Here is a 26262-nt window from a genome sequence, read left to right as displayed (position 1 = left end):
TAGTATCTCAAAATAATAATAATACCAGTTATACTTTGAATTTACTGTTAAAGAAAATGAGCTATTTTTTGTTTATGAGAAGAAGAAAAAATAAGCATAGCAGTAGTTACGGTTCTTTTTTATTCTGAAACAGAAACGAAAAAGAGTATTTTATTACGGTAAATTCAAAGTGTAAATGGTATAAATGCCCCTTGTATGATGAAAAAACTACTATTCCCTTTTTTAGTATTATTGATCAATGTTTATACCTATGCGCAAACATTTAGCGAACTCGCTACAGCAAATTTAACCGATGTAACTCAAAGTGATGTAGCTTGGGGAGATTATGACAATGATGGAGACTTAGATGTATTATTAACTGGTAGGGCAGGAAGTCCTAGAGTATCAAAAGTATATACCAATACAGCAGGAACGTTTACCGAGCTTGCTACAGCAAACTTAACAGGAGTAAATAATAGTGCTGTAGCCTGGGGGGATTATGATAACGATGGAGATTTAGACATACTATTGACTGGCTTGACAGGAAGTACACCCATTTCAAAAATATACACCAATACAGCAGGAACTTTTACAGAACTAGCTACAGCAAATTTAACCGGAGTACATTATGGTGCTGTAGCTTGGGGCGATTATGATAATGATGGGGATTTGGATATCCTATTAACAGGAAATACAGGAAGTACGGGAGTTTCAAAGATATATACCAATACAGCAGGAATTTTTACAGAACTAGCCACAGCAAACTTAACAGCAGTAACAGATAGTGCAGTAGCTTGGGGAGACTATGATAATGATGGAGATCTAGATATTTTGCTAACTGGGTATACAGGAAGTGTAGGGATTTCGAAAATATATACCAATACGACAGGAACCTTTACCGAACTAGCAACAGCGAATTTGGCACAAGTATCTTTTAGTTCTGTAGCTTGGGGAGATTATGATAATGATGGGGATTTGGATATTGTATTAACCGGTATTGAGGGGGTGAACACAAGTATTTCGAAAATATACACCAATACAGCAGGGACTTTTGCCGAACTTGCCACTGCAAACTTAACAGGAGTTAATGTTGGTGCTGCAAGTTGGGGAGATTATGACAATGATGGAGATTTAGATGTTTTGTTGAATGGCTGGACACCAAGTGGAAACATTTCAAAAATATACACCAATACGGCAGGTACTTTTACTGAGCTTGCTACGGCAAATTTACCAGGCGTTGCATTTGGTTGTTCTGTTTGGGGAGATTATGATAATGATGGGGATTTAGATATATTAGTAACGGGAGAATTTCCTACAACCTCAAAAATATTTACCAACAATACAGTTACCCCCAATACAGTTCCTACTGCACCTACTACTCCAACAGCAATTGTAAATAAAGACGAGGTTACCTTAAGTTGGACAGCAAGTACCGATGCAGAAACACTTAGTAATGGTTTAAGTTATAACGTATATATAAAAGAAGCACCAGTAGGATCACCTGTGTATGCTATAATACCATTGGCACAAGAAAATAATGGTTGGCGTAAACTCCCTGTTTTGGGCAATGCACAACAAAATACTTCATACACCTGGAAACTACCACAGCAATATCATGGTTCAAATACTAACTTTACTTTTAAAGTACAAGCTATTGATCATAGTTTTGCAGGTTCTGCGTTTTCTGCCGAGGGTACTTTTAGTGTAGATTTAAGACCGTTTACTGAACTTAATACTGCAAACTTAATGGATTTGCTTAATAGTTCAGTATCATGGGGAGATTATGATAACGACGGAGATTTGGATATACTTTTAATAGGGCAGGATTCACCAGCAACACTTAATGCATACTCTAAAATATATACGAATAATAATGGGACTTTTACAGAGCTTACTTCGGCTAATTTACAAGGTTTGAATTACAGTAAGGGAGCCTGGGGAGATTATGATAATGATGGGGATTTGGATGTATTAATAACGGGTTCTACAGGTAGTTTTTCAGGAATAACAAAAATATATACCAACACTAATGGAGTTTTTACTGAAGATACTGGTGCCAATTTACCAAACGTTGCGGGTGGTTCAGTAGTCTGGGGGGATTATGATAATGATGGCGATTTAGATGTTTTAATAACAAGACCATCTAAATCAGAAATTTATACAAATGATAATGGAGTCTTTTCAGAACTTGCTACTGCAAATTTATTAGGGGTTAGTGATAGCTTTGCCACATGGGGCGATTATGATAGTGATGGCGATTTAGATATTTTATTAACAGGATATACCGGGAGTACAGATGTATCAAAAATATATACCAATACTAATGGAGTTTTTACAGAACTTACTTCGGCAAATTTAACAGGGGTATCTTATAGTCATGTAGCTTGGGGCGATTATGATAATGATGGCGATTTGGATATTTTAATGGCAGGGCTTACAGGAAGTACTACAGTTTCAAAAATATATACCAACAATGCAGGTACTTTTACAGAATTGGTTACTGCGAATTTACCGGGAGTTCAATACAGCTCAGTTGCTTGGGGCGATTATGATAATGATGGCGACTTAGATGTGTTACTCTTTGGATTAAATAGTGGTATTCCTATTACTAAGATATATACCAATAATTCAGGTGTTTTTTCTGAATTAATTTCTGCAAGTTTAACTAGTGGATTTAATGGTAATGCTACTTGGGGTGATTACGATAATGATGGAGATTTGGATATATTAGTGTCTGGAGATAAGTCTCTTGGGGTAGGTTTTTCAAAAATATATACTAATAATACGCTTATTTCTAATACACCACCTACAGCACCTACGAATCCAACGGCTTTGGTAAATGGAAATGAAGTAACCTTAAGCTGGACAGCCAGTACCGATGCAGAAACACCTAGTAGTGGATTAAGTTATAATGTGTTTATAAAAGAGAGTCCGGTAGGATCTCCTGCGTATGTAAAATCTCCAATGGCACAGGAAAATGATGGATGGAGAAAGTTACCAGCTATAGGTAATGCACAACAAAACACTTCTTATATATGGAAATTGCCCGAAGAGTATCGTAATACAAACAAAGATTTTACTTTTAAAATACAGGCTATTGACCACAGTTTTGCTGGCTCAGAATTTTCTACAGAAGGTACTTTTAGTATTGTAGATTTAAGAAAGTTTATAGAATTGGGTACTGCCAATTTAACGAACGTTTTTCAAAGTGCTGTAGCCTGGGGTGATTATGATAACGATGGGGATTTAGATCTATTAGTAACCGGTAAAAAATCAATTTCCGTATCTACCGATCCTATTTCAACAATCTATACGAATACTAACGGAACTTTTACAGCATTAGCTACGGCAAATTTGATAGGAGTACAATCAGGAGCTGTAGCATGGGGCGATTATGATAACGATGGAGATTTAGATATACTCTTAACTGGTTTAGCTGCTGGCAATATAAATGTAGCAAAAATATATACGAATAATGGAGGGAGTTTTACAGAGTTAGCAACTGCTAACTTGCCAGGAATCGCTTTTGGAGATGTAGCTTGGGGCGATTATGATAATGATGGAGATTTGGATATATTCTTAACGGGAGGTATTTCTAAAATATTTACCAATGATGCAGGAACTTTTACAGAACTCGCTACTGCTAGTTTCCCAAGATTAAGTAGCGGTTCGGTAGATTGGGGCGATTATGATAATGATGGAGATTTAGATATACTATTAACAGGATATACAGGGAGTTTAGATATATCAAAAATCTATACCAATACCAATGGAGTTTTTACAGAACTTACCTCAGCGAATTTGACTGGAGTATCCTACAGTTCAACAGCTTGGGGCGATTATGATAATGATGGAGATTTAGATGTTTTATTGTCTGGATACACAGGAAGCGCTAGAGTGACAAAAATATACACCAATACAGCAGGAAGCTTTACCGAACTTGCAACTGCCAATTTATTAGGGGTGCAAGAAGGTTCTATAGCTTGGGGCGATTATGATAATGATGGCGATTTAGATATATTATTAACAGGTTCTGGGGGTAGTGCCTCAACCAGAATATATACAAATACTGCGGGTGTTTTTACTCACCTTATCACTAATGACTTACCAGGCTTAGTGGTTAGTGATGCCGTTTGGGGCGATTATGATAATGATGGAGATTTAGATATCGCATTGGCAGGGGTTACAAACAGTTCTTTCTTTTCAAAAATATTCACTAACAATATTGCAACTGCAAATACAGCACCTACAGCACCAACAAATCCAACTGCTGTGGTAAATGGAGATACCGTAACCTTAAACTGGACAGCTAGTACCGATACAGAAACTCCTGGTAGTGGATTAAGTTATAATGTATATATAAAAGATGCTTCGATAAGCTCAGCATACATAGTTAGTCCAATGGCACAAGAAAATGACGGGTGGCGTAAACTTCCTGCTATAGGTAATGTAGGACAAGGTACCAGTTACCTATATAAATTGACTGTTGCTTGTACTGCTAATTACACCTTTAAAGTACAGGCCATAGACCATAGTTTTGCGGGATCAGCTTTTTCTGCCGAAGGGAGTTTTAGTACTGTAGATACAACTAAACCAACAGTAGTTACTCAAGATATTATTATACAATTGGACGTGACAGGAAATGCTAGTATTACTTCAGCTCAAATCGATAATGGTTCTTCAGATAACTGCGGAATCCAATCGATGAGTTTAGATATAACATCTTTTGATTGCACTCATGTTGGAGCAAACACAGTTACTTTAACCGTAACCGATATCAATGGAAATTCGGATACTAATACTGCTACAGTAACCATAGAAGATAACATTGCACCAAGTGTAGTTACTCAAGATATCACCGTACAGTTAGATGCTTCAGGAAATGCAAGTATCACACCTGCACAAATTGATAATGGTTCATCAGATGCCTGTGGGATTCAATCGATGAGTATAGATACAACTGCTTTTGATTGTACTATGGTCGGAACAAATACAGTGACGTTAACAGTAACAGACGTGAATGGAAACTCGGATACCAATACCGCTACAGTAACTGTAGAAGATAACATTGCGCCAAGTGTAATCACGCAAGATATTACAGTGCAACTAGATGCTTCAGGAAATGTAAGTATCACGCCAGCGCAGATCGATGATCGTTCCTCAGATGCATGCGGAATCCAATCGATGAGTCTAGACACTACTACTTTCGATTGTACCCATGTAGGAATAAATACAGTTACTTTAACCGTAACAGATGTCAATGGAAATACAGATACTAATACCGCTACAGTCACAGTAGAAGATAACATTGCACCAAGCGTAGTTACACAAAACATCACGGTACAGTTAGATACTACAGGAAATGCGAGTATCACACCTGCTCAAATTGATAATGGTTCTTCAGATAACTGTGGGATTCAATCGATGAGTTTGGATGTAACGTCATTTGATTGTACTCATGTTGGAGTAAATACAGTGACCTTAACAGTAACTGATGTTAATGGCAATTCAGATGCTAATACTGCTATTGTAACCGTTGAAGATAGGATTGTCCCTATGGTGAATTGTGTAGCGCCATTTACGTTACCATTAGATGCTACTGGCAATGCCGTTATTACTACTTCTGATATCGATATTGGTAATACTGATAATTGCGGTGTGGCTTCAATGAGTATTGATACAACTACTTTTGATTGTACTACTGTTGGAGATAATATCGTAACCCTTACCATTACTGATGCCTCAGGAAATGTAAATACCTGTTCGACTATAGTAACCGTTGTAGATACGATTGCTCCTGTGGCTACTTGTGTAGCTCCCTTTACCGTACCTCTGGATGCTACAGGTAATGCTGTGCTTTCTCCTCAGGATATCGATTTAGGATCTATAGATGAATGTAATCTGGCAAGTTTGAGCATAGATCGACAACTATTCACACTCGATGATCTGGGAGCGCATACAATAATATTAACAGTGACCGACCATGGAGGCAATATGAGTAGCTGTACCACTGTAATCACTGTGGTAGATATAACCCCGCCGGTCATTACGTTATTAGGAGATGATCCTCAAATCATTTTTCTGGGAGATCCTTATGAAGAATTAAGTGCCGTTACAGACGATGGGTCTTCTGTTAATATAGATAACTCAGAGTATCAGAGTGAATTAGGAGAATACATCATTCGATATAGTGCCACTGATCCTTCTGGAAATCGATCTGAAGTAACAAGAAAGGTAATTGTACAGGAACGAGATGAGTTTATTTTTGAAATATACCCCAATCCGGCAATAGATCATTTCATAATCATAGGATCAAAGGATATGGATTTCTTTGAAGTCTATGATACTTCAGGACGAAAAATACAAAGTTATCCCAAAGAATTTGTCGGGCAGCGTATTCCTGTAGATCAATACCCGACCGGTATGTATTGGATAAAAGCCAACTTAGGATCCAAAGGCGTAGAATACAAACAAATCATGATAAAGAATAGATAAACCGATTGGATACCAATTGGATTTTTAGAACCTTATTAGAATTACGAAAAATAAAATAGGGTATCTAAAAACTTAACTGTATATGATATGATGCCATAAGTAATATGGCATCAAAATATCAAAACATTAATAATAAGCAGCCCTATTATGGTTCAAAATTACCCTAGTTTAGTAAACAAAGAACGACTAAAATATCTAAGATGGATTTTATATCTGATAATAGTTATCTTATCACAACAAAGTTATGCTCAACAATCGTTTAATTATCAGGCAGCAGTTCGAGATGCACAAGGAAACCCAATAGCAAATCAAGAGATTGGGGTGCAAATTACCTTACTTCAAAATAGTGCAACGGGTGCCAATATATATGAAGAAACACATACGATAACCTCAAATGGGCAAGGTATCATTGCTTTGGCAGTGGGCACAGGAACAACCCAGGATAATTTTATGGATATAGATTGGAGTACACAAAATTATTGGCTTCAAGTAGCCATAGACAGTACAGGTGGTTCTACTTATCAGATTTTAGGAGCGACACAGTTACAATCTGTACCTTATGCTAATTATGCCACAAACGGACCAGATGCTGACCCATTAAATGAAATAGAATTACCAATAGGAGGAGCTAACGGACAAGTTTTAGTAACTGATGGCTCTGGTAATTATAGTTGGGTAACCGATAAAGTAGATGATGCCGATGCCGATGCTACCAACGAGATCGAATTACCAATAGGAGGAACGAATGGTCAGGTTTTAGTAACCGATGGCTCTGGTAATTATAGTTGGGTAACCGATAAAGTAGATGATGCCGATGCCGATGCTACCAACGAGATTGAATTACCAACAGGAGGAACGAATGGTCAGATTTTAGTAACCGATGGCTCTGGTAATTATAGTTGGGTAACCGATAAAGTAGATGATGCCGATGCCGATGCTACCAACGAGATTGAATTACCAACAGGAGGAACGAATGGTCAGGTTTTAGTAACCGATGGGTCTGGTAACTACAGTTGGGTAACCGATAAAGTAGATGATGCTGATGCTGATGCTACCAATGAGATTGAATTACCTACGGGAGGAACCAACGGACAAGTTTTAGTAACTGATGGTTCTGGTAATTACAGTTGGGTAACCGATAAAGTAGATGACGCTGATGCTGATGCTACTAATGAAATAGAATTACCAACAGGTGGAGCTAATGGACAAGTTTTAGTAACCGATGGATCTGGTAACTATAGTTGGGTAACCGATAAAGTAGAGGATGCCGATGCTGACGCTACCAATGAGATTGAATTACCAACAGGAGGAACGAATGGTCAGGTTTTAGTAACCGATGGTTTTGGCAACTACAGTTGGGTAACTGATAAAGTAAATGACGCAGATGCCGATGCTACCAATGAAATAGAATTACCAACAGGAGGAACGACTGGTCAGGTTTTAGTAACTGATGGTTCTGGCAGCTATAGTTGGGTAACCGATCAGGTTGATGATGGTGATACCGATGCTACCAATGAGATAGAATTGCCAACAGGCGGTACTAATGGGCAAATACTACGAACCGATGGTAGTGGAAACTATAGTTGGGTGACTGACGCACAAGGAGCATTTAGTACTACAAATAATATCACCAGTAATACCTCTGGCACAATTGCTACAGATGACTTTGTGTTTGGAAGTTCGCAACTTAACGATATACAAAACAATGCCTCAGATAATATCAGAATGTATTTTGATAAAAGTAAAGGAGCTTTTAGAGCAGGTAGTGCTGTGGCTTCAGATGGATTTACAGGAGATTGGGATGATCCCAACGTGGGAACGTTTTCTGCAGCTTTTGGACGAGGAAATCTTGTGCAAGGAACGGCTGCGGTAGCTTTTGGAAGCTATAATAACTCAGGAGGAGAAAATGCTTTTTCTGCTGGGTATAATAATTTATCTTCTCGTTTTGCTTCTATTTCATTAGGAGCAGATAATAGTACTTCTGGTAATTATGCCGTTGGTATAGGACGAGGAACACAATCTACCAGTTATGGGCAATATACCATTGGGTTGTTTAGTGAGTTTGTAAACGGAAACGATGCAGCTTACATTGCTACAGATCCTTTATTTATTATAGGTAATGGGCTTAGTGATGGAAATAGAACTAATGCGTTGGTGATGCGTAAAAACGGGAATACGCAGTTAAATGGTTCTTTAACAATTGATGGAGATAATAAAGGAGCTGGTGCAGGTTATACGCTACCAGCGCAAGATGGAACAGCTAATCAAATTATGACAACCGATGGAGCGGGTAATGTATCATGGTCTAATGCGTCTTCTGGAAATACACTTCCTTCTGGAGGAACCAACGGACAAATTTTAGGAGTTTCTGCATTAGGAGTACAATGGCTGGATAGTGATGAAGTAATCTTGGATAATAGCACTACCAATGAGATCGAATTACCCGTAGGAGGATCAAATGGACAGATATTACGTACCGATGGTAGCGGTAATTATAGTTGGGTAAATGATAATGTGAATGATGGTGATGTAGATTCTACTAATGAAATCGAATTACCCGTAGGAGGAACTAACGGTCAGATATTGCGTACCGATGGTAGTGGTAACTATAGTTGGGTAACCGATGCGGTAAATGATGCTGATAATGACCCAACCAATGAAATTGAACTACCAACAGGAGGTACAGCTAATAGCTTATTGACTACCGATGGTAGTGGTAACCATAGCTGGACAAACGACGTATCTGCCAGCTCGGTAACTACACCTGCCCTAACGGTAACAAACCTACCTAGTTTTTCTGCGGATTTAACCGGTACACTAGTATTATCTGGTGCGGGTAACTTCTTTAGAGTACCAAGCTGGAGAACCAGTGATGCAACACTTACCAATTTACATGATAGTGGAAATCATTTTGATGAAGCTTCAGGAACGTTTACCGCTCCTGTAAACGGATTGTATTTCTTCTCGGCACAAGTACGCTTTGATGGAGTGAACTCGGGAGATTTTAGATTGTTACTAGGAATTCAGAATAAACTAAGCCTGGATAACGGAATGCACGCCATAAGCAAAGGAGATGCAGGCACCGATTTCCACACTCTTACAGTTAGCGGTGTAATGAAACTAAATGCAGGAGAGAAGGTACATGTAAATGTACAATCGAGTACCGATACAAGCTGGAGTTTACATAGCGAAAGTGGATTTAGTGGATATCTGATTAGTCGATTTTAAGAAGGTTAATTGTATGATAAAATAGAAATAAATTGTCACACTGAGCTTGTCGAAGTGTAATCTTCGATAGGCTCAGACTGACATAAGAACATGATTTAGTTGTATTCTTAAAGACATTTATCTCATGTTAGTTAATATAGAATTACCAATGAAAAAATATATACTTATTACAATAGTCTTACTTACGATCATGCAGTTGCAAGCTCAAGGCATAGAACGCCAGGTGATTGCATCATCAGGAATGACATTGATGAACGATCAGGTAACATTAGATTTTACGATAGGTGAAATTGCAATCACTACCATCAATAATGAAAGTTCTGTTTTGACACAAGGGTTTCACCAACCATCATATATGGTGATCACCACAGAACCTGATACACCAACAACTTTTTCATTATATCCCAACCCAACTTCGGGATGGGTCATCATAGAAGGAGAAGGAGTAAAAGAAATCAATTTATATAGCATAACCGGGCAATGGGTATTTACGAGTAATCAAAATAGTTTTGATATTTCTCATTTGTCGTCAGGAGTATATATGGCTCAAATAGAAACTATATCAAAAATGATCATCAAAAGAATTGTAAAAAAATAAACTACAGAGGGGAAAAGTAGTTTTGTTGACTGGTTATTTTTTAATCACCCGCTTCGGCGGGTGTTTTTTTGCTATCTAATCTATTCCAAATAGCAAAATATAGTTTGTAAAGGGAGCTTTTTGATAAAGTTTAAACCAGTTCAAATTAAAAGTAGGGTATAGTAACACAAAACTGTATATCATAAAAGGTCAAAAGGATGATGATATACCAAATGATTGGTTATCGATCACTTCTTTTTACTAGAATAACCGGTATAAACAATTTTGATGATTTTGAGTATGAGACTTACTCTATGTATTATAATGATATTTTCTCTGGCACAGGGACAACAGAAATCAGAGTATGTCGATACTCAAGACAGTCTGAAGGTCGAGCAATTATATAGGTTAGCCAAAGAAAATTCGGATCGCCAACCTCATGAAGCTAAAAAATATCTCTATCAGCTTGTACAGTATATAGATAGTTTGGTAGCTCCTCGAGGGTCGAAAAAGAAATACTTTAATAAAAAAAAGGCAGATGCTTATCATTTTCTAAGCTATTATGAGCGTAGAGAGCATAATTTTGATGAAGCTGCACTATTAGCGCAAAAAAGTATAGATATAAAACATGCAGAAGGGTTAGACTCTTTGTTAGCGATATCGTATCACCAAAAAGCGATAGCGTGGATTTCTGTAATAAACTCTATGGACGATGGTATAAAACAACTTAAGAAAGCAGAACAGGTTGCAGAAAAATATAAACAAACTGGGCAGTTACTAGAGATATACAGCTCGTTTGGGTCGGCATATGGCGTAAAAAAAGATACCGTCAACGCTATGAAGTATTATGATAAATCTATTCGTCTTGTTGATTTGATAGGTACAGATTATCAAAAGGCTGCCATATATGCTAATTATGCAAGTATCCTAAGACGTTTTAATGATTTTGAAGGTAATTTGTTTTATTTACTAAAGGCGATAGCCCTCCACAAAAAAAACAATAATAAAATAGGCTTGGAGTCTGGTTTATATGCTTTGGGAGTTCACTATACCAAAGTTGGCCAACCTAAAAAAGGCATTTCATATCTAAAAGAAGCAATTGAAATATGTGAAGCACTTAAAAGTGATGCCGTATTACCGTTTAGATACCAGGCCTTGAGCAGAAGTTATAAAGCTTTAGGTAACTATAAAGAAAGTTATAAGGCATATGTTACCTATCACAAGCTATTAAAAAAACGTAATGATGTAGAAGAAGCTAAGAAACTGGCAAAGTTAGAAGTCACTTTTGCGTTTAAGAAGCAACAAGCTATAGATAGTTTGAAGTTTGTAACAGAAAAACGAGAATTGGCTTTAATGACCAAGTCCGAAGAATCAAAAAAATATTTGTATTTAACCCTGTTTTTAACGACACTTATTGGTGGTGGCATTATAGCTTACTTTAGAAATCGAATCCATAAAAATAGAGAAGAAGCCGCTCTCGTAGCATTAGAAAAAAGTAGACAGGAATTAACAGTATATACGCAACGTCTATTAGAAAAAAGTAAAGAGCAAGAGATTTTGTCCACAGAATTAGAGCAACTAAAAGAAAAAATGGATGAAAAACTACCTATCGAGAATCTGCTAGAATTATCTAACTCCAGAATATTAACTAAAGAGGATTGGTTATTGTTTAAGCAAAAATTTACATTGGTGTATCCTTATTTTTTAATCAACCTAAAGAGCAAAGGTTTTCAGTTTACAGAATCTGAAGAACGTTTATTAGCATTAGAAAAACTGAATTTAAAGAATAGTGATATCTCCACCATTCTTGGGATTGCGCCCAAAAGTGTTATGGTAACAAGATATCGTCTTAAAAAGAAATTAAATATTCCTAAAGAAATTGATCTCATTGATTTTATCGAGAGGCGATAAAATGTAAATCTTCCCTATTTGATTCAATGTCTTCTATAAATCAACTGCTTTTTTATTAAAATACTGGTAATGAGTGTTTTTAGGGATAATTGTATCCCTTTTTGTATACCTCATTTTACTTAAATAATCGATGAATGGTCATATTATTGTGATCAATTACATATGCTTTTAGTCTTGTTACAAAAAATATTTTCAAAAAATAAATAGGGTTAAGCAGATGTTACCTGTATTAATTAAAAGAGATACAAAATATCAATAACTAATAAAGCCCCAGGTTTATGAAAAAAAAATACTTCTTCAGTTTAAATATTCCATTGCATATATATCAAAAGATGCTTTTCGAATCATGTCTATTCTATAGCTACTTATTAATGAAGTAGTAAATCAACCCATATATCAATCTGACAATGTATCTCAATGATACCATTGCATAGAAGATCTTATAGATTCATTTATAATCACTTTTAATACCTAAAAAACCCCTATACCTATGAAATATTACTATCAACTATTTAAAATCTTAAAAGAAAAGTTGGTTTTGCTACTTTTCTTTTTGGCGCTAGGAGCAAATGCCATAGCGCAGACCTATACCGAGGTAGAAAACAACAATACTATCGGTAATGCCTTAGCAAGTTCTCAAGTTCGAAAGTTTGGTCCTGGGAATTTTGAAGGAACTGTTTCTTCTTCAGATTCTGATTTTTGGGTAGTTTCCAGAAAATCTGATCAAGCAACACAAATAAAATTATTGGTACATACCAACTATGTTGGTAGCCCTTCTAGTGTAGATTTTAGAGTATGGGAGTATACTGGTGGTAATTGGGGAGTATCAGGTTCTGTAGTCGGCACTTTAAAATCCTCTCCAAACCCGGGTATTCTTTATTATGAAGTAGCACTCAATTATCAAAATAACCTAAATGGCGGTGGGATTAGTAATAACTATTATGCATTAGAGGTGTTTACAACTTCTGCAACTCCTATTAATTATTCGATACCATTTAATCCGTCAATACAATTCCCTTATTGTTATGAGCTTACTGTACCGGTAATAACTCCTTTACAGGTAAATGATACCGATGTAACTTTACCTAACTTAAGAGTAGATACATTTGACGATCGTTATTATATTGTTAAGTTCTCTGCAACTAATTCTTTTACAGATTTTACCGATCATTATATTCAGGATCAGGCCTTACCAATAGAAGCAGCTACAAATTTATATAGTGGTTCGGGAGAGCATATTGTGTACGTAGGTACTGATAACGGAGCGATTCAGTCGGCTATGAGCATGACCAATTTACAACGAAATACAACGTATTATTATAAAGTATACACCTATAGCAATTGTCAGGGATATATCAATTATAATAATACGGGAACACCTGTAGCGGTAACTACTTGTCCAGGTACAGTACCAGGTACGGGATCGGTAAATTCGGTATCACCAACATCACCAACGACCGCAACTATAAATACTTTAGGAAGACCAGCAGGAGCAGATACTTCTATGGGGTATTTAGTAAAAATTAGCGATACTAATAGTTTTACAGCACCACTTAGCGGAACCACTATCCCAACTGCTTCTGCAGACTATTCTGGTAAAACAGGAGAACAAGTAGTGTACACAGGTGCAGTAGGAAGTGTAGCAGGAACCACAGATGATATTAATCAAGTGATTACAGGTTTACAGATCAATACAAACTATTATGTAAAAGTATATACCTACGATTTATGTGGTGGTACATATAATTTTGAAACCACAGGTTCTACGGTAGTTACTACCAATTATGTATGTGCAGCACCATCATCGGCAGTAACAGGTGTAAATGCAAATGTAACAGGAACCGCAACAATGGATATTAGTTCATTTACACCACCTTCTAATACATCACAAGGAACGTTGGCATATGTAGTTAAGGTAAGCGATACAGATTCTTTTACAGTGCCTACAGGTGCACCAGCTTCTTCAAATACAGTTTACAATACAGTAACTGGTGGTGAACAGGTAGTATATGTTGGTACATCAGCATCACCAAATATATCGATTACAAGTTTAGCAGAAGTTACAACCTATTATGTAAAAGTATATGCATATAACACCTGTGCAGGTACAGATTATTTTGAAGCCATAGGAAGCACATCTGTTGCTATCACTACATGTGGAACACCCACAGGGAATTCAGAATTAAATTCGTTTAGAACAGATTTGCATTGGGAAAATAGAGTTTCCCCTATTATCTCAAACGTACCGGTTGGTGTAGAAGGACAGATTGTAAAAATGAATAGAGAGAATTCATTTTCAGATATAACGGGTTCTTTAAATACCTTACCAACAGCAGATGTAAATTATAGTGGTTCTGGAGAACAGGTAATTTTGGCAGGAGCATTTCCCGAGGGACAAGCCTTTACAGGACATAACTTATTGCCTAATACTCAGTATTTCTTTAAAATATATTCTTATAAAGAGTGTTCAGGAATCTATTATTTTTCAAATACTTCAGATGCTATCTCTACGTATACGGCAGGAGTAACAACAAATCTTGCTTCAAATGCTACTATAAATAATTTTACAGGAACTGCTTTTACCCTTGCATCATTTTCGGCTCCAGCTGTTAGCACTAATGGAAACCCTAAAGGATATATTGTAAAGATAAACACAACGAATAGTTTTACACCTCATAGTTTTAGAGGCCCTATACCCACACCTGATGCCGATTATAAGGGAGGAGAGCAAGTCGTGTATGTTGGGAGTTCTATAACACCTAATCAGGTAATTACAGGATTAACACCTAATACAACTTACTATTTCACTATTTATGCATATACAGATTCTGGAGCTCCATATTTCCGTAATAGCTATCAGCAAACAGGGCATGAATTTTCAATAGTTAATAATGGATCTTTGGTAACTCCAACAATTACTTTTGATAATGTAACTGTAAATGTAGGCGATGCAAATTTCAATTTGAATGGAACATCAGATTCTACCGGAGCAATTAGTTATCAGATTATTGATGATGGAGGAACAGGGACTACCTTAAGCGGAACTAATAATGAGACAGTAACGGTTGGAGGTAGCTCTGGAGTGGTTATTGTCAAAGCTTCTCAAGAAGCAACAGCAACGCATCAAAGTGCGGTTAAAACGATGATACTTACAATAGATAACCCACGAGCTACCTTATCAGGTTTTATTGGGTATCAAGTAAATTCAGGTATCGTAACATTAGATATGACCACTACTTTGGGTTCAAATTCTACTGGAGCGTATTCTTTTAGTATTATAGGACCAGATCTTGGGTATTCTATTACAGGAAATTTATTAAACGTTAATAATGTTGCAGGATCGATTATTATAGAAGTTACACAAGCAGCTGATGCTAATTATGGAGAGACAGTAGGGTATTATTCAACCCTATTTTATAATGGAGCTCTTACGCCTAAGGTATTTGCAGCACATAATCTATTTGATTTCTCAATAGATGCAGAAGAAAGTAAAACGATCCAAGAGTCAATAAATGCATTTGGGACGCCAACAACATACAGTATTGTAGATGACGGAGGTACCGGATCTACAATTTCGGGGAACATATTTACTGCAGGAATGGTACCGGGAACAGTAACATTACGATCTTCTTCTATAGAAGATCCAGGATATCTGGCTACCACAAAAGATGTAACGGTAACTGTAATTAGAACAGGAACATTACCACAAAGTATAACTTTTGGAGCTTTAGCAACAAAAACATACGGGGATACTACTTTTAATCTTACCGCAACTTCAGATTCAGGTTTGCCTGTTAGTTATGTGAGTTCAGATACCTCGGTAGCTACAATTTCTGGGAGTACGGTTACTATTGTTGGTAACGGTACTACTAGGATTACAGCTAGCCAAGCAGGAGATGTCGTATATGATCCAGCATTAGATGTAACGCAGGATCTAACAGTTGGTAAAAGAAGTATAGAAGTGACGGCAGATACTGGTCAATCAAAAGAACAAGGAGCAAGTGACCCCGTATTTGCTTATAGTATTACCAATGGAAATCTGGTAGGTAGCGATACATTTACAGGTGCGCTTAGCAGAAATACAGGAGAAACCGTTGGGACATATCCTATTACACAAGGAACATTAGCCTTAAGTGCTAATTATGACCTGTCATTTGTTTCTAACAATTTTGAAATTACAAAGAGAACAGCAACTGTTACTATTAATGATTTAACACAAACCTATGATGGTGGTGCTAAGCCTGTTTCGGTAACTACAAATCCGATTGGTCTAACAGTAGATGTTACCTATGATGGAGGAACAACAGTGCCAACCAGCGCAGGTGATTATACCGTGGTGGCAACCATTAATGATCCTAACTATCAAGGAAGTACTACAGAAACATTAACAATTACTAAAGCAACAGCTGCCGTAACAATTAATGATCTTGCACAAACGTATGATGGTACTACAAAACCAGTATCAGTAAACACAATACCAAATGGGTTAACAGTAGATGTTACCTATGATGGAGGAACAACAGTGCCAACAGATACTGGTAACTACGCAGTGGTTGCGACTATAAATGATACTAACTATCAAGGAACTTCTAATGAAACCTTAACGATTAATAAAGCAGACCAAGCAATTACTTTTGCAGCTTTAACAGCGGTAACTTATGGAGATGTTGATTTTAATTTAACCGCTACGGCTTCATCAAGCTTGGCAGTAAGTTTTACAAGTTCTAATACAGCGGTAGCTACCGTTTCTGGAAATACAGTGACTATTATAGGAGCAGGTACTACAACAATTACAGCGAGTCAAGTAGGAGATGCTAATTATAATGCTGCTACTACTGTTCCACAAGTATTGGTAGTTAATAAGAAAGATTTAGAAGTAACACCGGTAGTAACTAGTATTGAATACGGTTTACTTTTAGATCAATCAGGAACAGTACCATTGAATGTTACAGGGTTTGTAAATGGAGATGATAGTAGTACACTAACTCCTACGGGAGGAGGGTTTAGAGTTGAATACTTTGAAGGAGTATTTACTGGTATTCCGAGAAATGTTGGAATATATACTAACGGAGCTAGAGTTACTGAAGAAGGAACAACTCCGTATGAAATACATCCTAATTATAATTATACATACCCGTATGTATCTTTAGAAATTGTACCAAGAGAGGTTACCGTTACAGCCAATACGAATCAGTCTAAAGTGTATGGAGCTACAGATCCAGTATTAACATATACACCTACACCATTACCTGTTAATAATAATCCGACAGGAACAGTTTATAATTTTAACACATTTGCTTTATCAGGAAATTTAGCTAGAGCAGCAGGAGAAAATGCGGGAACCTATGCTATTAATCAAGGTGCTTTAGATGCTACAACTGGAAACTATAATGTGAATTTTGTATCTGATACTTTTGAAATTACAACAAGAACTATCGAAATCACTGCCGATGCCAAGTCGAAAACTTATGGAGATGCTGATCCTATATTGACGTATCAAATTACTAGTGGAGCGTTACAAGGTAGTGATACCTTTACAGGAAGTTTGACCAGAGCGACCGGCGAAAATGTAGGAACCCATGCCATTCAACAAGGAACACTATCGGCTGGTGCTAATTATACTCTAACATTTGTATCTGATGATTTAACCATTAGCCAAAGAGCTATAGAGGTTACTGCCGATGCCAAAACGAAAATTTATGGAGATGCAGATCCTACATTTACTTATACTATTACTAGTGGTAGTTTAGCGGGTAGTGATAGCTTTACAGGAGCATTAGCTAGAGTAACTGGACAAGCACAAGGAAACTATGCTGTTAATCAAGGTACTTTATCACTAGGAGCTAATTACAACCTTACTTTTGTACCAGGTAATTTATATATCGATTATAGATTTATTCGAATTTTACCAACAGCAACAGTTCAAAAAACGTATGGGAATCCTGACCCAGTGTTTTCTGTACCTTATGTACTTAATCTAGGTTCGTTGGCTTTTGATGATACAATAGAAGTGTTTGGTAACTTTAGAGAGTCTGGAGAAGATGTTGGAAATTACTTTTTCCGATCAGGTCTAAGTGCTGATATCACTTCTACAAATGGTGGTGGTTCTTCATATCAAATTACTTTTATGTTTCCGAGATCAACATATTTAGAGATTCTTCCTCGTGCTATTGAAGTAACGGCAGATGTACAAGCCAAAACTTATGGTGATGCTGACCCAACCTTGAGTTATCAAGTGACCAATGGAGCATTACAGTTTAGTGATACGTTCTCAGGAAGTTTAACTCGTGTAGCGGGAGAAGACGTAGGTACTTATGGTATTAATCAAGGAACGTTATCCGCTGGGAGTAATTATACCATAACATATGTTGGTAATGATCTAACGATTGGGCGAAGAGCCATCGAAATTACTGCCGATGCGTTAAATAAGCAATACGGAGATTCCGACCCTGTGTTGACTTATCAAATTACCAGTGGAAACTTAATTGGTAGTGATGCCTTTACAGGAAATTTAACTAGAGTAGCGGGAGAAACTATAGGAGCTTATGCGATCCAACAAGGAATGATTACCGCAGGCGGAAACTATACAATAACATTTGTATCGAATAACTTAACCATTGGTAAAAGAACCATTGAAGTGACTGCCGATGCCAAAACAAAAATCTACGGTGATGCAGATCCAGCATTTACCTATCAAATTACTAACGGAAGTTTGGTTGGTAGTGATGCCTTTACAGGAACTTTGGATAGAGCAGCTGGACAAGCACAAGGAAACTATGCTATTAATCAAGGTACTTTATCATTGGGTGGCAACTACAACCTTACATTTGTACCGGGTAATTTATTTATTAATTATCGATTCATTAGAGTAATCCCGGTCGCTCCTATTTCAAAAACCTATGGAGATGCAGATCCAGATTTAACCTGGCCATATATTATTACACAAGGATCATTAGCTTTTGACGATACCTTAGAAACTTATGGAACATTTAGAACTCCAGGTGAAAATATAGGAAGATATCAAATAAGAGGGTTGTCTGCTCGATTTACTTCTACTAATGGAGGGGAGTCTTCTTACTCCATAACATTTACTAATGGAGGATCTGTAAGTCTTGATATTACAGCTCGCGCGATCGAAGTAACGGCAGATGTACAGCATAAAATTTATGGAGATGCAGATCCAAACTTAAGTTATCAGGTAACCAACGGTGCATTGCAGTTTAGTGATACTTTTACAGGAAGTCTAACTCGTGTAACCGGAGAGTCTGTAGGAGCCTATGCTATTAATCAAGGCACACTTAGTGCAGGTAGGAATTATGCTATAAGTTATGTCGGTGATGACTTAACTATAGGGCAAAGAGCAATAACGATTACAGCCGATGATCAAATAAAAGTTATTGGATCAGCTGATCCAACGTTTACGCATCAGGTTACGTCTGGAGCCCTACAGTTTTCTGATACGGTTACTGGTAGCTTAACTAGAGTTGCAGGAGAAACATTGGGTAATTATGCTATTAATCAAGGCACGTTAAGTGTAAATAGTAATTATAATCTAACTTTTGTAGCGGGTACTTTAAATATTACCAATAAAATCCCACAGATAATTACCTTTGGTACGTTAACAGATCGTACTTATGGGGATGCTAATTTTGCTTTAACAGCTACAGGAGGCGCTTCTGGTAACCCAATTACTTATGTAAGTTCTAACACAGCAGTAGCTACGATATCAGGAAATACAGTTACTATTGTGGGAGTCGGTACAACTACGATAACTGCCTCACAGGCAGGAAACGCTACGTATGCCGATGCTGTAGATGTACCACAGTTACTAACGGTAAACAAAGGAGATCAGACAATTACTTTTAATGCATTGCCAAACGTAACTATCGATGATGCAGATTTTAACCTTACGGCTACCGCATCTTCTGGACTGGGAGTTACCTATACAAGTTCAGATCCAACTGTGGCAACGGTTACAGGAAATGTGGTAAGTATTGTCGGATTGGGAACTACTACGATTACAGCTTCGCAAGCAGGAGATACCAACTGGAATGTGGCAACCGATGTTTTACAATCATTGACCGTGGTAGAAGCTTGTCCTCTTGTAAATCTGTCTGCAAATAATTTCCAGATACAGACAGTAAGTGAGACTTGTACTGATAAAAATAACGGAAGTATCAGTATAACAGCAGTAAGTTCTCAAAACTATACCACTAACATTAATGGTCAGGCATATAGTTTTACAACTGCACTTACTGTAGATAATCTAACACCAGGAACTTATCCAATATGTATTGCTATCGATGGTTTTAGCAATTGCGAACGTTGTTTTGAGGCAGTGATTGAGGCAGCTTCTGTACTAGCAGGTAAAACAGAAATAATTTCTGGTATAGTTGCTAAAGAGGTACAGGTACATATAGAATCAGGTACAGCACCATATACGGTCATGATCAATGATGAAGTTATAGGAACCTATGCTACCAATAGCTTTTCGGTATCAGCCAAAAACGGAGATACTGTTGAGGTTACCTCTAGTATAGCTTGTGAAGGGAAGTTATTAAAAAGCATTGTCTCCAATGCTGGTATAAGTGCATATCCAAACCCAACACAGTCTGATATCACCCTAACTATTCCAGAAGGAAGAAGTACAATTGCTGTGACTATTCATAATATGTTAGGTACACATGTATTAACTAAAACATATGCTGTAATAGATAATAAGGTAATTATACCAATGTCTGCAATGCAGGCAGGAGTATACTTTGTACAGGTAAGTGAATCTTCAGAAATAATTAAAATTATAAAAGAATGAGAATATTATTGATCACTATAATAAGTTTTGGGGTACTGTTTTCTTGTAAAAAAGACGAGTTTTCTGATACAGTACCCAATCCAGATAGTACGAATACTGTCCCCGAAATACCTAATCTGGTATTTCCGGCAGATAAGCAGACCTGTACCCATACCAATCTGGAGTTTAGTTGGGAGGAATCTTCTGATGCCAATAATGATGTTTTGGCATACCAGGTAGATGTTGCGTTAGATGCCTCCTTTACAACAGGTTTAGTTACAATTTTTACCACCAAAACCTCACGTATGTTTACCATGCAAAAAGGAAAAACCTATTACTGGCGTGTTAAAGCTATTGATAGTAAGCAAGCCGACAGTGGTTATTCTATGGTTCATTCATTTTTTACAGAGCCCAATGCTGTGGTAAATCATATTCCTAATCAACCGGCGATCAACAGCCCACAAAAAGGAAGTAGTGTTTCAGGAGGAATGGTAACATTGGATTGGAGTGCGGCAGACCCCGATGGAGATCCTATAGTCTATGATGTGTATTTTGGAAATAGTACTCCTCCAACCTTAGTAGCTCAGGATATCACTACAACAACTTATGATGTTGCTGTAGCCTCTAATAGTACTTACTATTGGAAAATTGTTGCCAAAGATACGAAGCAAGGAATTGCCATTAGTCCAATATGGAATTTTAAAACGAATTAAGAATAATACGGTTAGTTATCTGAGTGGCTCCTAGTGATTGGTTTTTAGTACTTCTAAATACTAACACGATCAGTTGTTGGGAGCCTTAACTTGTAATAAGTTGATGCTAACTGGTACAGAAAATTTACTGTGTAAACAAAAAATAAATAGGGTCAACCCTAATTTAACTGTATAGTATAAAAGATAACTAATTAAATACCCCCTTATTACTATGAAAAAACTAGTACTGTTTTTATGGATATTGACTTTGTCTGTATATGGGTTACAAGCGCAATGCGGCCCAGGACAAGATACCACACCACCGGTTTTGGGTACGACTCAAGACGGAACTTTATCTAACCCTTTTAGAAACTTATTACCTGCAACAGTAGGTAGTGTGCCTAGTGGTACGTATTATTTTAATTTTAACGGAAACACCTTTCAAGGAGTGTTAGACAATGATACCGATGGTGGTGGTTGGCTAATGATTCTTAATTATGTGCATTTGGCAGGAGACAATTCTGCGTTACAAGTAAGAAACACAGACCTACCTTTATTAGGATCGTCTACCCTAGGAGATGATGAGGCTGCAACGGCCAATTGGGGACATATGGGTAATCAACTGGCAGCAGCTATTGATTTTGAAGAAATGCGATTTTATGCAGAAACTTCAGGGCATAGTCGAGTGATTAGTTTTAAAACCAATTATGCTAATGCTGTAAATTATGTAAAAACAGGAATTGGTAGTTTTAGCGGGTTAAGAGGAAGATTTAACATTCTTCCTGGCCATACAGCCAATATTCCGGGAAGTAGTCTTAATGGTTTTTTTAGTAGTAAAGGAGACTTTGCACTGACTGATTTCCCTTTTTATGTAGGTGGTACTTACCATTGGGGAGTTCGAGGATTAGGAAATCGTTGGGAGGTTGATGATTTTGGACTTAATAACAACAGTACCATTCATAGAGTATGGGTACGTGGGGATGCATCTCCTTTTGCACCAACCTCAAGCCTTACAGTTACCTTAGATACCAACGGTAATGCAACTGTAGATCCAACTAGTTTTGGTTATGGAGCCACAGATAATTGTGGTACTGCTAATTTAAGCTTGAGTCAAGCCAATTTTGATTGCTCTCATATAGGAGCCAATACCATACAACTAATCGCTACCGATGCTGCTAATAATGCGGCTAGCATCGATGTAACTGTTACCATAGTAGATTCTCCACCGGTAATTACAACCGATGGTTCTGCAACTATTGAATTAGATCCAATAACCGGAATGGCAACACTTACATTGGCAGATTTGAACGCTAGTGTTGCAGATGATTGTGGCAGTGCGACTTTAAGTCTAAGCAAAACCAATTTTACTTGTGAAGATACTGGCATAAGTCCAATTCAGTTAACGGCTACAGATGACAACGGTGCTACCAGTACAAGAGTTGTTGCAGTATTCGTAGAAGATAATACAGATCCTGTAATAGAATGTGTTGCACCTTTTACTTTAGAATTAGATGCAACCGGTACTGCTACCCTTACGCAAGAAGATATATTAACAAGTTTTACCGATAATTGTAGTATAAGTAGAGTAAGAATAAGTCCTTCTAGTTTTAGTTGTTCTGATTTGGGAGATAATTCGATCAGTATAACGGTATATGATAATGGTAGAAATCGTGTGAGTTGTACTACAACAGTAACCATAACCATGCCTTCTTGCCCGGGGGATCTCGTATTAGATGCTGATTCAAATGCATGTGGTGCAGTATATAATTATCCATGTGCCAGTAATATTACAGCAGGGCCGGCCAGTGGTACACTACTAGCCGTAGGTAGCACAACTACATTTACCTATGATATTCCAGATAATAACGGAGGTACTTCGACATGTACGTATGATGTAACCGTAAATGATACCATGGCACCACAATTTACCACCAAAGATCATACGGTGATGTTAGATGCCAATGGAACCGCAACTGTAGATGTGAATGATTTAATAGGTCCAGATGCTTTGGCTCGTGATTATACCGTAGAAACTACAGGAACCCTAGATAGAGTAGATATTAGTGCAAATGGTACTCAAGTGGTATTAGATGATGATGAGTTAACACCAGCCTTGCCTATTGGTTTTGAATTTGCATTTTATGGGTATCTATATACCGAGTTCTATATTTCGTCTAATGGGTTTATTACCTTCTCTGATGAAGGAGAAGATGGTTGTTGTAATGGACAAACCTTGCCAGATACTAGTGAACCTAATAATTTAATCGCTTTTGACTGGAACGATATAGATCCGGAAAGTGGTGGAACCATGCGTTATGCAACTATTGGAGATGCACCTAATCGAATCCTGATTATGGACTGGGATAGTGTGACTCATATAGATGATTCTAATGATATCACTACCACACAAGTAAAACTATTTGAAGGAACGAATCGTATCGAAATTCATACTACGAATATTCCTTTGACCGGTGATGATAAAACACAAGGATTAGAAAATATAGACGGTACCGCTGCGATACCTGTACCAGGTCGTAATGCTACACAATGGGGAGCTACCAATGATTATGTAGCATTTATACCTACATCGGCTGTGGCAGAAAATTGTGGGATTGATACGCTAGAGGTTACACCTAGTACTTTTGGTTGGACCAGTACCGGAGATAATACCGTGACCATTACTGCAATAGATGTGAATGGAAATACATCGATAAAGACTGCAACCGTAAGAGTTACTGCGGATTGTCCGTATATGGATTTGCCAGATGACAATTTCCAGTTACAAGCATTTAGTGAGACCTGTGTAGGTAAGAATAATGGAAATATACAGATTACAGCCAGCGAACATTTAAATTATATAGCATCAATTAATGGGGAAACCTATCCTTTTAATTCGAACCTTACAGTGGGTGACCTAGCTCCTGGAACCTATATGATATGTATTACCGTAGATGGAACTTCTGACTGTGAGAAATGCTATGAATTCACTATCGATGCATCATCATCACTACTCGGGAAAATAACAAAGAGTACATCAAAAAATCAAATTTTTATAGATATCGAGTCGGGTACAGCACCTTATATAGTGACAGTTAATGATAAAGAAATTGGACAATATAATTCTAAAAGTTTTACAGTCGATGTAAAAAATGAAGGAGTTGTAAATGTGTTTTCTAAAGTTACCTGTCAAGGAAAATTATCTCTAGTATTAGACCAATTACAGAATGTAGCTGTATATCCTAACCCTACCAATGCCAATGTAACGTTCAGTATTCCAGATGTGAATAGTGATACTATGACAGTAGAAGTTCATAACGCATTAGGAGTAAGTGTGTCTCTTGGAGTACATCCTGTAATAGCAAATAAAATAGAATTGCCTATGCAAAGCTTATCTGCTGGGATCTATTTTATTACCCTAAATCAAGACACTTCAAAAACCATGAGAATTATTAAAAAATAAATAAAGAAAACCATGAGATATTTATATATAACCATTTTAGCCGCACTATTTTTTTCTTGTGATAATGAGGAATTTTTAGCGGTAGATTTTCCTTTTAACGATAGTGATTTAGTATTAGAAATACCGATACTAAAATACCCCACAGACAACCTAATTTGTACAAATTTTGATTTGGAGTTTAAGTGGGATAACTCGTACTCGGTTTTTGGAGGGCCTTATACCTATAGTGTAGAAATTGCCAAAACAAATGATTTTAAAGAAGTACTCTTTAATGCATCTACTACAGATAACAGTTTTGCTTTTACATTAGAAAATGAAACCGCTTATTTCTGGAGAGTAAAGGCTCGTGATAAAAAAGGCTATGAGAGTCCATATTCTATTGTGCAGTCATTTTTTACAGAGCCGATAGCTATCGTAAATACACTACCAGTAATTTCTTCGGTGATAACACCTTCTCATGAACAAAATATATCTGGAAGTAATATAACGTTAGGTTGGAGTGCAACAGATGCAGACGAAGATGCTTTGACATATGATGTATACTTTGGCGAAACCAACCCTCCTGCATTAGTAGCAGACAATACAGTAGCGTCATTTTATGATGTTACGATCGCTGCTAATAAAACTTATTACTGGAGGGTGGTAGCCAAGGATACTAATCAGGGAGTTACCATAAGTCAGATATGGAGTTTTGATACCAATTAGAAGAAGAAAAAAAGAGTTTTATAAGTTATTCATAAAATAAAGGGGCAGAATAACTGTATATACTTTCTTATAATAAAAACAGCCATCTATATTTAGGTGGCTGTTTTTTTTATTTTCCTAAGAAGGTCGACCTTTAGTGTCGGTTTCTCTGGAGAGTTCAAAATCACATGAACTTTCGCTACCGTAAATACTTATTGGGTTTGTGATTAAAAGTGAAGAAAACATGTCTAGCGAATTTTGTTTGCTTGTTCTTTTGTCTTGTGTTTTCATAATGTATAAATATTTATGAGTAAGTAACTTTAAAAACCTGAGTTCGATTCTTAAAATAGGCAAATTTGGTTAGAAATTCGGTTTTGAAATTTGATTTGTGGTTTTTTAGGTAAGAAACTATAAGCAATAAGTCCAGATATTATATTGCTAAGGA

Annotated in this window: 9 protein-coding genes and 1 pseudogene; 8 read left to right on the top strand and 2 right to left on the bottom strand. The window is 37.0% G+C overall.

Annotated elements, in window-relative coordinates; translation table 11 throughout:
* The first annotated feature begins 195 nt into the window (after positions 1 to 195).
* From ABW636_RS20400 to ABW636_RS20365, 8 genes are all read left to right on the top strand, one after another.
* Positions 196 to 6474 carry an FG-GAP-like repeat-containing protein gene (locus ABW636_RS20400; RefSeq protein WP_367591941.1) on the top strand — a complete coding sequence of 2093 codons (6279 nt, stop codon included), beginning with the start codon at positions 196 to 198 and terminating at the stop codon, positions 6472 to 6474.
* A 147-nt stretch (positions 6475 to 6621) separates the two neighbouring features.
* On the top strand, positions 6622 to 9702 hold the full coding sequence (locus ABW636_RS20395) for a DUF8740 domain-containing protein (protein WP_367591940.1): 3081 nt from the start codon (positions 6622 to 6624) through the stop codon (positions 9700 to 9702).
* Positions 9703 to 9850: 148 nt separating this feature from the next.
* On the top strand, positions 9851 to 10300 hold the full coding sequence (locus ABW636_RS20390; RefSeq protein WP_367591939.1) for a T9SS type A sorting domain-containing protein: 450 nt from the start codon (positions 9851 to 9853) through the stop codon (positions 10298 to 10300).
* Between the two features lie 279 nt (positions 10301 to 10579).
* Entirely contained in the window at positions 10580 to 12190 is a 1611-nt protein-coding gene (locus ABW636_RS20385; protein ID WP_367591938.1) for a tetratricopeptide repeat protein, read from the top strand.
* 490 nt (positions 12191 to 12680) lie between these two features.
* Positions 12681 to 21002 carry an MBG domain-containing protein gene (locus ABW636_RS20380; protein ID WP_367591937.1) on the top strand — a complete coding sequence of 2774 codons (8322 nt, stop codon included), beginning with the start codon at positions 12681 to 12683 and terminating at the stop codon, positions 21000 to 21002.
* Positions 20999 to 21694 carry a fibronectin type III domain-containing protein gene (locus tag ABW636_RS20375; RefSeq protein WP_367591935.1) on the top strand — a complete coding sequence of 232 codons (696 nt, stop codon included), beginning with the start codon at positions 20999 to 21001 and terminating at the stop codon, positions 21692 to 21694. Before ABW636_RS20380 ends, ABW636_RS20375 begins: the two co-directional genes overlap by 4 nt.
* Before the next feature lie 211 nt (positions 21695 to 21905).
* On the top strand, positions 21906 to 25133 hold the full coding sequence (locus ABW636_RS20370) for a T9SS type A sorting domain-containing protein (protein ID WP_367591934.1): 3228 nt from the start codon (positions 21906 to 21908) through the stop codon (positions 25131 to 25133).
* A 12-nt stretch (positions 25134 to 25145) separates the two neighbouring features.
* A complete protein-coding gene (locus tag ABW636_RS20365; RefSeq protein ID WP_367591933.1) occupies positions 25146 to 25838 on the top strand; it encodes a fibronectin type III domain-containing protein in 693 nt (230 codons plus the stop codon).
* A 117-nt stretch (positions 25839 to 25955) separates the two neighbouring features.
* Here ABW636_RS20365 and ABW636_RS20360 read toward each other — a convergent pair whose 3' ends face one another.
* Together ABW636_RS20360 and ABW636_RS22600 are read right to left on the bottom strand one after the other, a co-directional pair.
* Positions 25956 to 26108, bottom strand: coding sequence for a hypothetical protein (locus ABW636_RS20360; protein WP_367591932.1), 153 nt, complete (start codon positions 26106 to 26108; stop codon positions 25956 to 25958).
* Between the two features lie 50 nt (positions 26109 to 26158).
* A pseudogene (locus ABW636_RS22600) lies at positions 26159 to 26262 on the bottom strand (IS982 family transposase); the annotation flags it as partial.

It is taken from the genome of Aquimarina discodermiae (assembly GCF_040786235.1).
Classification (GTDB): Bacteria; Bacteroidota; Bacteroidia; order Flavobacteriales; family Flavobacteriaceae; genus Aquimarina.
This window is presented reverse-complemented; position numbering and strand designations above follow the sequence as displayed.

Excerpts from the sequence above, each read along its gene's own strand:
- ABW636_RS20365 (WP_367591933.1), top strand. The coding sequence starts at position 25,146 with ATGAGATATTTATATATAACCATTTTAGCCGCACTATTTTTTTCTTGT.
- ABW636_RS20360 (WP_367591932.1), bottom strand. The coding sequence starts at position 26,108 with ATGAAAACACAAGACAAAAGAACAAGCAAACAAAATTCGCTAGACATG.
- ABW636_RS20380 (WP_367591937.1), top strand. The coding sequence starts at position 12,681 with ATGAAATATTACTATCAACTATTTAAAATCTTAAAAGAAAAGTTGGTT.
- ABW636_RS20385 (WP_367591938.1), top strand. The coding sequence starts at position 10,580 with ATGAGACTTACTCTATGTATTATAATGATATTTTCTCTGGCACAGGGA.
- ABW636_RS20400 (WP_367591941.1), top strand. The coding sequence starts at position 196 with ATGATGAAAAAACTACTATTCCCTTTTTTAGTATTATTGATCAATGTT.
- ABW636_RS20370 (WP_367591934.1), top strand. The coding sequence starts at position 21,906 with ATGAAAAAACTAGTACTGTTTTTATGGATATTGACTTTGTCTGTATAT.
- ABW636_RS20390 (WP_367591939.1), top strand. The coding sequence starts at position 9,851 with ATGAAAAAATATATACTTATTACAATAGTCTTACTTACGATCATGCAG.
- ABW636_RS20395 (WP_367591940.1), top strand. The coding sequence starts at position 6,622 with ATGGTTCAAAATTACCCTAGTTTAGTAAACAAAGAACGACTAAAATAT.
- ABW636_RS20375 (WP_367591935.1), top strand. The coding sequence starts at position 20,999 with ATGAGAATATTATTGATCACTATAATAAGTTTTGGGGTACTGTTTTCT.